A 13,759-nucleotide genomic window follows, 5' to 3' on the forward strand; every position below is an offset into this window, starting at 1 on the left:
GGGAGCGCCAGTACTCAACGCTTGGTGTTGGAGCGGATGTTCCAGCCGTATTTGACCGGACCACCTTCTTTGGTGCCGTCGGCTTTCTGAGGCTGATAATCGACCAGAACCTGAGCGAAGTTCAGCGTGACGTTTTCGATCAGGCGATCATCACTGCCCGAGCCGCCGGTGCTCAGGGAAGTGATCAGCACCTCTTCCAGGTTGATGATCAGGTACTCAACCGGCTTTTCGCCACCGGCCTTGCGCACGGTGAGCTTGACCTTGTCGATGTGCTTGCCGCTGGAGCAATGCATCATCAGGTTCGGAGTGGATTTGTCGACGTACTTGGTGATCGACAGATCCTGAATACTGACTTTGCCCGCGCCGCCACCGGTGCCGGTGTGCATGTTGCCGGTCTGGGACATGCCCCAGCTCCAGTTCAGTACATCGATTTCATCTTTATGGCTCTCGTCCCTGGACTCGCCCTTGATGTCACCGATCTTGATAAAGATATCGACAGCCATGTTCTCTCCTGATGTGGTGTGAACCACTGTTCTGTTGACTGGCCGCGCGCCCCCATGGGCGCACGGCGTGCCCGCGATCGAGTGGAGTGCACTCGCGAAACCGGTCAGTGCGTGACGTCGTAACCAGCCAGCAGCCCGACCTCATGCCCCGACGATGTCAGGCGCCTTTGGCCGACGGCAGCTTGGAGACCAGACGCAGTGATACGGTCAGGCCTTCAAGCTGATAGTGCGGACGCAGGTAGAAACGTGAGTTGTAGTAACCCGGGTTGCCCTCGACGTCCTCGACCACCACTTCAGCCGCAGCCAGTGGATGCTGGGCCTTGGTGGTTTCGGTGGAGTGCGCCGGATCGCCATCGACGTAATTGAGAATCCAGTCCTGCAGCCAGCGCTGCATTTCGTCCTTCTCTTTGAACGAGCCGATCTTGTCGCGCACGATGCATTTGAGGTAATGAGCGAAACGGCATGTCGCGAACAGATACGGCAGGCGGGCTGCCAGGTTGGCGTTCGCAGTGGCATCCGGATCGTCGTACTCGGCAGGCTTCTGCAACGACTGCGCGCCGATGAACGCTGCAAAGTCAGTGTTCTTCTTGTGCAACAGCGGCATGAAGCCGTTCTTGGCCAGTTCGGCTTCGCGACGGTCCGAGATCGCGATTTCGGTCGGACACTTCATGTCCACGCCGCCATCGTCGGTCGGAAAGGTGTGAGCCGGCAGGTTCTCGACTTCACCACCCGATTCGACACCGCGAATACGCGAGCACCAGCCATAGTGCTTGAACGAACGGTTGATGTTCACGGCCATTGCGTAGGCAGCGTTGGCCCACGTGTATTTGGCGCTGTCGGCCCCTTCGGTGTTTTCTTCGAAGGCGAAGGCTTCCACCGGATCGGTTTTGGCGCCGTACGGCAAACGCGCCAGGAAGCGCGGCATGGTCAGGCCGATGTAACGCGAGTCTTCCGATTCGCGCAGCGAACGCCAGCCGGCGTACTCCGGTGTGGTGAAGATTTTGGTCAGATCACGCGGGTTCGACAGCTCTTGCCACGACCCCATGCCCATCACGGTCGGCGATGCCGCGGCGATGAAAGGGGCGTGCATGGCTGCGCAGACCTTGGACAGTTCGCCCAGCAACTCTACGTCAGGAGGCGACTGATCGAAGTAGTAGTCACCCACCAGGCAGCCGTAGGGTTCACCGCCGAACTGGCCGTATTCTTCTTCGTACATTTTCTTGAAGATCGGGCTCTGGTCCCACGCCGTGCCCTTGAATTTCTTCAGGGTCTTGTGCAGCTCCGGTTTGGAGATGTTGAGCACGCGGATCTTCAATTGCTCGTCGCTTTCAGTGTTGTTCACCAGATAATGCAGGCCACGCCAAGCGCTTTCCACTTGCTGGAAATCCTGGTGGTGGATGATCTGGTTCACTTGAGCGGTGAGCTTGGCGTCGATGGCGGCAATGATCGATTCGATCGACTTGATCGCATCGTTGGACACCAGGTCGGTTTGCGCCAGAGCCTGTTCGGCCAGGGTGCGCACAGCGGTTTCAACCGCTTCGCGAGCACGCTCGGTCTTGGGTTTGAATTCCTGCAGCAGCAACGAGGCGAACTCACTGGTTTGCTCAGTGGTGCCCTGTTGTACCTGATTTTCGCGACTCGATTCGGTCATGATCTGTGGTCCTGATTACGCGTTGGGCTCGGAGTCCTGAGGCTTTGGCGCACTCGCCAGGGCCTGGAGCAGCGCGGGATCCTTGATGGCTTTCATGATGATTTCTTCAGCCCCGGTCTTGCCGTCCATATAGGTCAGCAGGTTCGCGAGCTGAGTGCGCGCTTCAAGCAGCTTGTTCAGCGAGTCCACCTTGCGTGCAACGGACGCAGGGCTGAAGTCATCCATGCTCTCGAACGTGATGTCCAGGCTGATATTGCCTTCGCCGGTCAGCTCGTTGGGCACGTTGAACGCCACGCGCGGCTGCATGGCCTTCAGGCGCGAGTCGAAGTTGTCGACGTCGATTTCCAGGAACTTGCGATCAGCCACCGGAGCCAGCGGCTCTGCCGGCTTGCCGGCCAGATCGGCCATGACGCCCATGACAAAAGGTAACTGGACCTTCTTCTCGGCGCCGTAAAGCTCCACGTCGTATTCGATCTGAACTCGAGGCGCGCGGTTGCGCGCGATGAATTTCTGAGAACTGGTTTTCGCCACGTTGCTCCTCCTGGTCGCTGCTGCGACGGTATTGGCGTCATCGGTCGTTGCCGGTAACGGGATTGCGTGATCCGGGTTGAGACTTCGTGCGCAAGTCAGTCAGCCTCGGGTCCGCGCAAGTTTTCGAACTGGGACATACCGTCTGGAATCAGGTTGCGCACGATGGTTTCGAAATCGGCATGCACCAGATTCTTCGCTCGGTTCAACAGCACCGGCAGCGGGCTGGAAGGCTCGTGGCGGCTGTAATAGTTCAGAATTCGATCAAGGCTGCGCAGCACGTCGTCGCGATTGGCGATGTCTTCGGCCGAGCGGGCAGCGACGGAAATGGGCGCAGAAAACGCATGCGCAGAGCTGTCATTCGTTTCAGCAGGCGTTGTGGCGGCTGAATCGGTTTCAACGCTGGCGGGGGCGTGTTCGCCCAGAATCTGCATAGCCTGCCTGAGCGGTTGCTTGAGGGCCGACAGGTCGACGCCCTGCGCCGAACCCACCTGCTCGGAGACGAACCTCTCGATGAAGTCGACCGCATTGCGCGCCTCGCTCAATGCCGTGCGAGTGGCACTGAGTTGCTCGGGGTCGCTGTCGCGCATGGCGCCGGCCAGGGTCTCGCTGCTCAGGGTTTCGTCGTGAAACATCTGCAGACCACTGGCGTTGAGCGCCGCGCGCAGACTGATCGTGCCAAAGGCGCGGGAGCGGATCAGTGGGCTTTCGCGCAACAGTTGCACATTGGCTTCACAGGCAAGGCCTGACAGTGCGTTGATGCGGACGGTCGGATCATTGTCATCATCGGCATCAAGCTGCGGGTAGATGTCTGCCCAGTACTGCTTGAGCAATTCGCTGACGAGCGTCAGCACATTGCTCGCACCCGCGAACCCGTCGAGGGCCAGCGCGCTTTGCATAAGGAAATGAGTGATGCGCAAGTCTTTGCTGCGCTTTAAAAGCGCCACGCTCGACTGTTCGATCGCGCGCCATTGAGGCGGTTCGGCGGGCTGCACCGAGTCACCCATGGCGCGCTCGGGCTTGCCTTTGGCGTCTCGCTCCAACTGCAGAAAGTCCGGGTCATATTCCAGGTCCTCGCCACAAGGCAAGTGCGTGGAAACGACAGCCAGCAACAACGGAACATCCACCAAAACCGATCTCCTTATCAAATCAGATGATGTAGTGCTGCGCGGTAGGAAATTTCTATGAGCAACTTTTCAAGCTTTGTTGCGCCTGCCTCTGTGTGATATCAATATGAAATCACGCTGATGATGGCGTTGAGCATTTTTGGTGTAGTACATATCGCTTGTCAAGGTTAAGATACGCCCGTTTCGTGCAGTTGTGACGGGGACGTCAGGATGAACGGTACTCCCGGACGGGCCGTATCAGCGCCGCAAGTTTATGCTTAAAGTCGTGCGCTTTAATGACAGTAAATAATTCAAATATTTTTGAACGTTTTTCGTCGGTGTAGGTCGCGATTCTCTATTGCGTTAATCCGGTTGTTCTTTGGGTGCGATATAAGCAAGGAGGCAGGATGTCGCTGTGCTTGACGATTACTAGTTACCACAAGATTACCCCCGGGCAATGTCCTGAAAAATCAATGGATATGGGGGTGATGGCAATTGGCCGTGGTCAAGAGAATGACTGGGTACTTCCTGACCCGGAACGGCTTGTTTCCCAGAAACACTGCGTCATTCAATATAAAGACGGCCGCTATTACCTGACCGATTACAGCACCAATGGCGTCGAACTGGTCAATGCGGGCGTGCGTTTGCGCCGTGGAAACAGCGAGCCGCTTGCCGATGGCGAGATCATTCGCATAGGTGAATACGAAATCCAGGTACGAATCGATTCCGCAGTGCAGATGGTCGATATCGGTGCGGCAGGCGTGGACTCGTCCAACAGTTTCGAAGCGCTGATGGGACGCCAGAGTGCTCCCGCGCCAACGCCTTCGCCCTCATCCGCATTCAGCAGCCCGCCCGTGACCGCGCAGTTTCAAGGTGGCTCGGCTCAGGACACCTTTCCTGATCTGTTCGACTTCCTTTCTCCGTCGAGTATCGCGCCACCCACCCAACCCGATCATGTGCCGGCTGAACAGCACGATTTTCGTGCGCCTGCACCGCTGGCTAAACCTGTTCCCGTTGTATCGCCTGCGCCTGCGCCTGCTCCGGCTCCGGCAGCGGGGCTCATCCCTGATGACTGGGATCCGTTTGCGGATATCGCCAAACCCTCGGTGCCTCCTGCCGCACCCCGTCCTCAAGAGGCTTTCGTACCCGCGCCTGTAACGCCTGTTGTGATCGAGCCTGTGTCCGTTGCACCCGAGCCTGTCCAGACGCCACCCCCTGTCACGCCCCCTGCGATTGAGCCGCATCAGGTACAGGCCTCGGTTTCAGGGCAGCCTGACTTACTGCAAGCCTTTCTGCGCGGTGCCGGTCTCGACCAGTTGCGAATCGACAATGCTCAGGCCGAGGCGCAGATGCACGATATCGGTCGCAGTTACCGGCTGATGGTCGAGGGTCTGATCGACGTGTTGCGTGCACGCAGTAGCCTAAAGTCCGAATTTCGCATGCAACAGACCATGATCGGACCTGTGGAAAACAACCCGCTCAAGTTTGCACCGAATGCCGACGAGGCGATGCTATTGCTCCTGCGTCACGGTAATCAGGCTTTCATGGGGCCGGAGCAGGCTGTGACTGACAGTTTCGATGACCTGCGCGCGCACCAGTTGGCGGTCATGGCCGGCGTGCAGGCCGCTATCAAACACTTGCTCAAGCGTTTCGAGCCTGCCGAACTGGAAGCGCGCCTGGGTGCGCCTTCCAGTGGCTTGTCGAGCCTGTTCAGCGGTTCGCGTCAGGCACAGTACTGGCAGCAATTCACCGCGCTCTACAGCAGCATCTCGCGCGAAGCGGAAGACGACTTTCAAGACCTTTTCGGGCGCGAATTCAGTCGTGCATACGAGGAACACAGTGCACGCGTACGTCGCTCCTGAGCGGCCGGTTTGACCCATAGACAGCCACAACTGCATTGAGGATTAAGGATGTTTCGCAGCGTTGTATCGGCAGCCCTCACCGTATTGCTGCTGAGTGCCTGTGCCAAGGATGTGCAAGCTCCCAAGGACGCGCCCGCGGCCGGTACGGAGAGCATCGTCACGCTCAACTTTCAGGCGATCCCGGGGTTGAATCCCGGCTCCTCGGGTCAGGCCGCGCCTGTACGGGTGCGGATCTACGAATTGAAAAACACCGCGTCTTTTTTGCGTGCGGACTATTTCGCGCTGGCCGACCGGGCAACTGCCACGCTGGGCGTCGACCTGATCGATCAGGATGAAGTCCTGATCCAGCCTGGCCAATTGCAGAGCGTGGTACGTCATCTGGACTCTGCAACGCGTCATGTCGGCCTTGTGGTCGGCTATCGGGAAATCGACCGCGCCCAGTGGCGTGCGGTGCTCGACATACCCGCGCGGCAAGCCAGCGAATATCAGATCAGCCTCGATGTGCATGCCGTGCGCACTGACGTTGTCGCCAACCCATCCCGCCCGGCTCAATAGGCAAACGGAGTATCCATGTCCTGGAACAATCGAGTGGTCTGGTCGGAAGGCATGTTCATCGGAACGCAGCACTTCCAGCAGCATGACCGTTATCTGGAAAACCTGATCGATGCACGCAGCCGGCCTTTGTCAGCGGGGGCTTGGGGCTTTTCCGAACTGTTGATCGACCAGGGCCTGCTGGCGCAGGGCAAGCTGGCAATCGTGTCGGCACGAGGCTTGTTGCCTGACGGCACGCCGTTCAGCATTCCCCATGACGATCTGGCGCCCAGCCCGTTGAACATTGATGACAGCCTGCGCGATGGCGTCGTCTACCTGGCCCTGCCGCTCAAGCGCGCTGGCGTTCGGGATACTGTCGATGAAGGCGAAGAGCTGGGTGGCGCGCGCTATCGCAGTCAGGTCCGCGAAGTGCGTGATGACAATGCACCTTTTGAAAACCGCGCGCCGGTAGCCGTTGGCTCCCGGGCCCTGCGTTTGTTGACGGCTCAGGATGGTCTGACCGATTACGCGAGCATTGGCGTAGTGCGGATCAAGGAAAAGCGCGCTGATCGTGCGCTGGTGCTGGACGACAGCTACATTCCACCGGTCCTCGATGTGGCAGCGAGCAGGCCGCTCACAGCCTTTCGCAGCGAGCTGCAAGGTCTGCTGCGTCAGCGTGGTGAGGCGCTTGCCGGACGAGTCGTCGCATCCGGCGCGGGTGGCGCCTCGGAAATTGCCGACTTCATGCTGTTGCAACTGGTGAATCGTGCTGAGCCGCTGATCAACCACCTCAGCCAGTTGAGCCCTTTGCACCCCGAACGGTTTTACAGCGAGCTGGTCAGCCTGGCGGGTGAATTTGCGACCTTCTCGTCCAGCACGCGTCGCCCTGAAGAGTTTCCCCGTTATCAGCATGACGACCTGACGCTCAGCTTCACCCCGGTCATGCATGCCTTGCGCGAAGCACTGTCGATGCTGATCGACAGCAAGGCCACGCCGATTCCGATTGTCGAGAAGGCCTATGGCATTCATGTGGCGATGCTGGCGGACAAGACCCTGATCGACGCGGCCAGCTTCATTTTGGTGGTCCGCGCCGACATCCCGAGCGAAACTCTGCGCGGCCGTTTCAGCCAACAGAGCAAGATTGGTTCGGTGGAGCACATCCGGGATCTGGTCAACCTGCAACTGCCCGGTATCGGTCTGTTGCCGCTGCCAGTGGCTCCGCGTCAGATCCCGTTTCATGCCGGATCGACGTACTACGAGCTTGACCGCGGCAGTGAGCACTGGAAGCAACTGATGCATTCGGGCGGTTTTGCCTTTCACATTGCGGGTGAATTCCCCGGGCTGAACCTGGCCTTCTGGGCCATTCGAGGATAAGTCGCGATGCATTCCAACGACGACGGTTCGTCTCCACCTGCCAGTGATCGTACCCAGTTCATGCCGCGTCCGGGCGGGCGCAGTGCGCCAACCGGCAACTCGGATCCGACCCCCCCGCTGAGCATGGCGGCAGCGCCATTGGCGAGCGGTCAGGCGCATGGTCTCAACCCGCTGGAAAGCGCTGCCGGTCCGTTGCTGGCGCTGCTGACCCGGCTGCGCAATACCATCGCACACCCCGCGCCTGCCAGTCTGCGGGCGCAACTGCTGGCCTACCTGCGTCAGTTCGAGGAGCGGGCCGAGGCGGCCGGCGTGGCGCGCAATGAAGTGCTGCTGGGGCGTTACGTGTTGTGCACCGCGCTGGATGAAGCGGTCATGAGCACGCCGTGGGGCAGCACCAGTGAGTGGGGCAAGCAGAGCCTGCTGATTACGGTGCATAACGAGGCCTGGGGCGGTGAAAAGGTCTTCCAGTTGCTCGACCATTGCCTGCAAAGCCCACGCGAGCGGCTGTACCTGCTCGAGCTCTTGTACCTGTGTATGTGCCTGGGGTTCGAAGGTCGCTACCGGGTGATGAACAACGGACGCAGTGAACTTGAAGCCCTGCGGGAACGCACCAGCGCGGCGATTCGCAGTGCGCGCGGTGAACATGAGCGAGAACTGTCGCCCCACTGGCGCGGGCTGACGCTGGCCCGTGACCGCCTGACCCAGTTCATGCCGCCTTGGGTGGGTGTCGCCATCGGGCTGGCGCTGTTGCTGCTGTTGTTGTTCGTTCTGCGTCTGAAACTGGCGTCGGATGCAGAGCCGGTCTTCAAGAACATTCACGCGCTGGGCGAGATTCCGGTGCAGTCCATCGACCGGCCGGTTGTCCAGCCCAAGCTGATCGAACGGCCGCGTCTGGCGGGCTTTCTGGCCGAAGAAATCAAGGCTGGCAAAGTGGCCGTCGAAGATGCTGTAGATCGCTCGGTGGTGACCATTCGCGGTGACGAGCTGTTCGCGTCGGGCAGCGCCACCATCGTCGATGATTTCCAGCCGTTGATGCTGCGTATTGCCGAGGCCATTCGCAAGGTCAAGGGCGATGTGCGTGTGACCGGCCACAGTGACAACCGGCCTATCGCAACCTTGAGATTCCCGTCCAACTGGGCTTTGTCCCAGGCTCGCGCCGAACAGGTGCTGCAGATTCTTGCCGCCAAGACCGGTCAGCCGCAACGCTTCACCGCAGAAGGTCGTAGCGATACTGAGCCTTTGGGCTCCAATGCAACTGCCGAAGGACGGGCGAAGAACCGTCGGGTTGAAATCACTGTGTTGGCGGAGGGGGTCGAGTGAAGGTTTTTTTCGGTTTTGTCATTCGCTGGCTCGTCCCGTTGCTGGGCCTTGTTGCCCTGAGTCTGATCATCTGGTTCGTCGGTCCTCTGCTTGAAGTGCTGGTGCCCGAAGGACGTCGCTGGGCGCTGATCATCGTGCTGTTCGCAGCCTGGATCGGCTACCGCGTGTTTCGCATCATTCAGGCCCGCCGCCAGGCCGCCCTTGTGATGCAAAGCCTGGCCGCCGAGACGGCGCCTGACCCTGCCAGCGTTGCGACGGCGGAAGAACTGGCGACCCTGCGCCAGCGCATGGACGAAGCGCTGACGCTGCTCAAGAAAGCCCGGCTGGGCGGCGATCAGCGTCGTAACCTGTACGAGTTGCCGTGGTATGTCATCATCGGCCCTCCGGGTTCGGGCAAGACCACGGCGCTGGTCAATTCCGGCCTGCATTTTCCGCTGGCGGCACAGTTGGGTGCCGGCGCCATTCGCGGCGTGGGCGGTACACGCAATTGCGACTGGTGGTTTACCGATCAGGCGGTGCTGCTCGATACGGCAGGTCGCTACACCACTCAGGACAGTCACGCCCAGGTCGACAAGGCGGCCTGGCTGGGCTTTCTCGATCTGCTCAAGACCCAGCGTTCGCGCCGCCCTATCGACGGGGCGTTCATTGCCATCAGCCTGTCCGATCTGCTGTTGGGCACTGACGCAGAACGTGCTGCCCACGCGGCGGCTATTCGCTTGCGTATTCAGGAGCTGCACACGCAACTGGGTGTGCGCTTCCCGATCTACCTGATGCTGACCAAGCTGGATCTGGTGCCTGGCTTCATGGAGTTTTTCGACGCGCTGAGCAAGGAAGACCGTGCGCAGGTCTGGGGCATGACCTTTGCGCTGGATGACGGCAAGAGTGTGGACGGCCCGCTGCAGGACTTCCAGAAAGAATTCGCGGGTCTGGAGCTTCGACTTAACGAGCGCCTGGTGGAGCGTCTGCAGCAGGAGCGTGATCCGGCGCGGCGCGATCTGATTTATGGCTTCCCGCAGCAGTTCGCTGCGCTGCGCCAATCACTGCAAAGCTTTCTCGATGGTGTGTTCAAGCCCAACGCGTTCGAAGAACGTGCCTTGTTGCGCGGCGTGTATTTCACCAGCGGTACGCAGGAAGGCAGCCCCATCGACCGGCTGATCGGCTCGATGGCTCAGAGCATGAACCTCGATCGCCAGCAACTGGCACGTCAGACCGGCACCGGGCGCAGTTACTTCATCGAACGCCTGTTCACGGCGGTGGCGTTTGCCGAGCAGGGCCTGATGGGCGTCGACCCCAAGGTGGAGCGACGTCGCAAGTGGATCGCCCGTGGCGTACTGGCTGCGACCGTCGCCGTGGTGTTGCTGGTGGGTGCGCTATGGCTCGTGAGCTATAACGCCAACCAGGCTTACATTGCGCAAGTGGACCAGAAAGTCGCGCCGCTGGGACAGAGCGTGCAGAACCTCAGCCCGGCCCAGCGCGACGTGCTGGCGGTGTTGCCGCTGCTCAATGCGGTCCGGCATCTGGCCAGTGACCCGCCGGGTTGGGCGCAAGGGTCGGGGCTGTATCAGGGCGACATGCTTGAAGCCGAGTCGGGCAGCGTCTATCGCAAGCTGCTGATCGCTGTGTTCGCGCCAAGGCTGGTCACCCGTCTTGAGGAACAATTGCAGAGCGGTGGTTCTTCGGACTTTCTGTATGAAGGCCTGAAGGCTTACCTGATGCTGGCCGATAACGAGCATTACGACGCCGATTTCATCAAGGCCTGGATTGCGCTGGACTGGGACAGCAGCCTGCCTCGCGACCTGCCGCCGGAGCAGCGTGCCGCACTGGGCAAGCATTTGCAGGCGCTGTTCGAGCGGCATCCGCCCAAGGCCCGCCTGGATCAACGCTTGATCGACGACTTGCGACGCCAGTTGCAACAATTACCGGTAGCGCAGCGGGTCTACGATCGGGTCAAGCGTCAGAAGCTGCCCGATGGCGTGCCGGATTTCCGTATCAGTGAGGCCGGCGGACGGGACGCGGCACTGGTGTTCAGTCGCAAGAGCGGCAAGCCGTTGACGGAACCGCTCAGCGGGCTGTTCACCGCCAAGGGTTATCGAGAAGGCTTTTTGCTCAGTAGCCTGAATCAGGCCTCGACGCTGGCAGAAGAACAGTGGGTACTGGGCCGCGATCAGGCCGAGCAGCAGGACGTTGCCAGTCTCGCGGCCGAAGTGCGGCGTCTGTACTTTCAGGACTACGTTCGCCAATGGGATGCGCTGCTGGCCGACATCGACTTTGTGCCGATCACCAGCGTTGCGCAGGCGGCCGATGTATTGCGGGTGATCTCTGGCCCCAGCTCGCCATTGAAGAAGTTGCTGGCGGCTGTTGCCAGGGAAACCGATCTGCAGGAGGAAGAAAAACTTCTCGCAGCGCAGGGGCAGAAGGTCGATGGCAATGTCGATCAGCTCAAGCAGCGTTTGGGCTCGCTTCTCGGTCAGCAGCAGGCGGCAGCCGTGCAAGCGCCGGCGGCCACGCAGGATCCGGTCAGCGCGCACTTTGCCGACCTCAAAAGCCTGGTCAGCAAAGGCGAGGGCGAGCCTGCGGCCATCGACGCTTTGCTGTCCGATATGAATGCGCTTTACGTGCAAGTCAGTGCGATGGTTGGTGCCAGCGGCGATGCCTTGCTGGGTGAAGCCAAGAATCAGGCAACGGCGGCCGCTGCCCGAGTCAGCCTGACGGCGGAGCGTCAGCCGCCGCTGGTTCAGGGGCTGGTCAAATCAGTGGTCAGTTCCACCACCAACACGATGATGGGCGGCGTGCGCAATCAGCTCAACGCCGCCTGGGTCAGCGAAGTGGTGAACGTCTACCGCCAGTCCCTCAGCGGTCGCTATCCCATGTCGCCTGGCAGTGCACGCGATGCGACGCTGGATGACTTCGGCCAGTTCTTCGGCGTGGGCGGCGTGATGGACAGCTATTTCCGCAAATACCTGCAACCTTATGTCGATACGTCCGCGAGCACCTGGCGCTGGCAGCCGGGTGCGGCGCAGAAGTTGGGCATTAATGCGGGTGTGCTGCAGACCTTCCAGCGCGCGAGCGCCATCCGTGATGCGTTCTTCCGCTCTGGCGGCACACAGCCGACCGTACGTTTCGAACTCAAGCCCGTGGCGATGGACGCAACCATCACCCAGTTCCTGCTGGACCTGGATGGTCAGCAGATCAGCTACGACCACGGGCCGAGCCGGCCGGTCGCCATGCAGTGGCCCAATCCAGGCAGCATCGGCGTGGTGCGGCTGTCGATCTCACCCCCTTCGGCCAGCGGTCGTTCGGGCGTGACGCTCGATGGCCCCTGGGCCTGGTTTCGCCTGCTTGAGCAGTCGGACCTGACCGCGGGCAACTCGCCCGACCGCTTCAACCTGCGTCTGCGTGTGGACGGTGCGAGTATTTCGTACGAGCTGCGCGCCAACAGCGCGTTCAACCCGTTCAAGAGCCGAATACTCAGCGGTTTCAGTCTGCCGGAGCGGTTATGACGACGGTGGGTTTCTACGGAAAACTGGCGAGCCGGGGCGATTTTGTCAGCCGTGGTCTGCCGCAGAGTTTCATTCAGCCATGGGACAACTGGCTGGCTGCCGGTCTGCTCGCCAGCCAGCAACAGTTGGGCGGCCAGTGGCTCGATGCTTATCTGATCAGCCCGCTATGGCGCTTCGTACTGGCTGCGGGTGTATGCGGGCCGGATGCCGTCGCGGGCGTCTTGATGCCGAGTATCGACCGCGTCGGACGTTATTTCCCGCTGACCGTGGCATTTACGCTGGAAGGCGAACATGCGCCCGGTGCGTTGATCGGCGGCGCGGATGACTGGTTCGAGCAAGTCGAGGAACTGCTGCTGGCCACGCTTGAGCCGCACACGACGTTCGAATCCTTCGACTCCGGCCTGCAGGCGCTGGGTACGCCCGCCTTGTCACTCCGTGAGCCGACCAGCGAGTTTTCCGGCTTGCAGCGTTTTGCCAGCGTCACGCCCCAAGCGCGTGCTGCGGCGCTCGTCGAACGAGCCTGTGAAGGCAGCAGCCTGTGGTGGGGCAAAGGCTCGGAGTGTATCGAGCCGGGCCTGCTGCGTTGTCAGGGGCTGCCCGCAGCTGCGGACTTTGGCAGTTTTTTGTTGGGCAAGGGGGCTGAGCACTGATGAACCCAGCCGCTGAAATAACCTACAGATCGGCCAGCTTCAGCCACGTCGGCATGGTTCGCCAGATCAATGAAGATGCGTTTCTGGAGATGCCTGCGGATGGACTCTGGGTTGTAGCCGACGGCATGGGCGGGCATGCGGCCGGGGACTACGTCAGTAGCCTGATCGTCGATACCCTGCGCAGCATTCAACTGGCCTCCGCGCTTGACACCTGCGCAGCGCAGTTGCGCCTGCGCCTCGATGAAATCAATGCCACGGTGCGCGAAGAAACACATCATCGTGGCGTCAGCGTCATGGGCAGCACCGTGGTGGTGATGGCCGTGCGTGAAGATGAGGGTGTTTGTCTGTGGGCTGGCGACAGCCGTCTGTATCGCTTGCGTGATGGCGTGCTGGACGGCATTTCGCGCGACCACAGCTATGTGCAGGACCTGATGGACAGCGGCCTGCTCAATGAAGCCCAGGCTCGCGTGCATCCTCGCGCCAATATTGTCACGCGTGCCATTGGCGTGCAGGACCAGCTTGAACTGTCCATGGCCCGCCTGCAGATCCTGCCCGGCGACAGCTACCTGCTGTGCAGCGATGGCCTGACCAAAACCGCCGAAGATCATGAAATTCGTGACGTGTTGGGCCACAAGGATCCTTACGAAGTCGTGCGCAGCCTGGTGCACCTGGGGCTGACCCGGGGTGCTCCGGACAACATTACAGCCATCGTCGTTAAAGCCGGTTGAAAAATA

11 protein-coding genes are annotated in these 13,759 nt (G+C 60.6%); 7 read left to right on the forward strand and 4 right to left on the reverse strand.

Annotation, left to right across the window (positions count from 1 at the left end):
* Positions 1-14: 14 nt before the first annotated feature.
* The 4 genes from AC0IXS_RS15510 to tssA all read right to left on the reverse strand — a co-directional run bounded on the left by AC0IXS_RS15510 (position 15) and on the right by tssA (position 3,809).
* Positions 15-503 carry an Hcp family type VI secretion system effector gene (locus AC0IXS_RS15510; protein ID WP_122690338.1) on the reverse strand — a complete coding sequence of 163 codons (489 nt, stop codon included), beginning with the start codon at positions 501-503 and terminating at the stop codon, positions 15-17.
* A gap of 157 nt (positions 504-660) precedes the next feature.
* A complete protein-coding gene (tssC, locus tag AC0IXS_RS15515; protein WP_122690339.1) occupies positions 661-2,154 on the reverse strand; it encodes a type VI secretion system contractile sheath large subunit in 1,494 nt (497 codons plus the stop codon).
* A gap of 15 nt (positions 2,155-2,169) precedes the next feature.
* A complete protein-coding gene (gene tssB, locus AC0IXS_RS15520) occupies positions 2,170-2,685 on the reverse strand; it encodes a type VI secretion system contractile sheath small subunit (RefSeq protein ID WP_449126192.1) in 516 nt (171 codons plus the stop codon).
* A 95-nt stretch (positions 2,686-2,780) separates the two neighbouring features.
* Positions 2,781-3,809: a type VI secretion system protein TssA gene (tssA, locus tag AC0IXS_RS15525; RefSeq protein WP_471825060.1), complete on the reverse strand. Its 1,029-nt coding sequence runs from the start codon at positions 3,807-3,809 to the stop codon at positions 2,781-2,783.
* A 386-nt stretch (positions 3,810-4,195) separates the two neighbouring features.
* On the opposite strand from tssA, the gene tagH reads away from it, so the two are divergent.
* The 7 genes from tagH to AC0IXS_RS15560 are packed head-to-tail and all read left to right on the forward strand — an operon-like array spanning position 4,196 to position 13,753.
* Positions 4,196-5,650, forward strand: a complete 1,455-nt coding sequence (gene tagH / locus AC0IXS_RS15530; protein ID WP_471825063.1) for a type VI secretion system-associated FHA domain protein TagH — start codon at positions 4,196-4,198, stop codon at positions 5,648-5,650.
* Between the two features lie 48 nt (positions 5,651-5,698).
* Positions 5,699-6,205, forward strand: coding sequence for a type VI secretion system lipoprotein TssJ (gene tssJ / locus AC0IXS_RS15535; RefSeq protein ID WP_471825065.1), 507 nt, complete (start codon positions 5,699-5,701; stop codon positions 6,203-6,205).
* A gap of 15 nt (positions 6,206-6,220) precedes the next feature.
* Complete coding sequence (gene tssK / locus AC0IXS_RS15540; RefSeq protein WP_210076690.1) at positions 6,221-7,555, forward strand: type VI secretion system baseplate subunit TssK; 1,335 nt, start codon at positions 6,221-6,223, stop codon at positions 7,553-7,555.
* Between the two features lie 6 nt (positions 7,556-7,561).
* On the forward strand, positions 7,562-8,875 hold the full coding sequence (locus AC0IXS_RS15545; protein ID WP_137203364.1) for a DotU family type VI secretion system protein: 1,314 nt from the start codon (positions 7,562-7,564) through the stop codon (positions 8,873-8,875).
* A complete protein-coding gene (tssM, locus tag AC0IXS_RS15550) occupies positions 8,872-12,375 on the forward strand; it encodes a type VI secretion system membrane subunit TssM (RefSeq protein WP_471825068.1) in 3,504 nt (1,167 codons plus the stop codon). Before AC0IXS_RS15545 ends, tssM begins: the two co-directional genes overlap by 4 nt.
* Positions 12,372-13,025, forward strand: coding sequence for a type VI secretion system-associated protein TagF (gene tagF, locus AC0IXS_RS15555; RefSeq protein ID WP_137203366.1), 654 nt, complete (start codon positions 12,372-12,374; stop codon positions 13,023-13,025). The genes tssM and tagF overlap by 4 nt, the downstream gene beginning before the upstream one ends.
* The gene (locus AC0IXS_RS15560; RefSeq protein ID WP_191954989.1) at positions 13,025-13,753 is read left to right on the forward strand and encodes a PP2C family protein-serine/threonine phosphatase; all 729 of its coding nucleotides are present in this window, start codon (positions 13,025-13,027) and stop codon (positions 13,751-13,753) included. Before tagF ends, AC0IXS_RS15560 begins: the two co-directional genes overlap by 1 nt.
* The last annotated feature ends 6 nt before the right edge of the window (positions 13,754-13,759 follow it).

The sequence above is a fragment of the Pseudomonas sp. AC016 genome, from assembly GCF_979253365.1.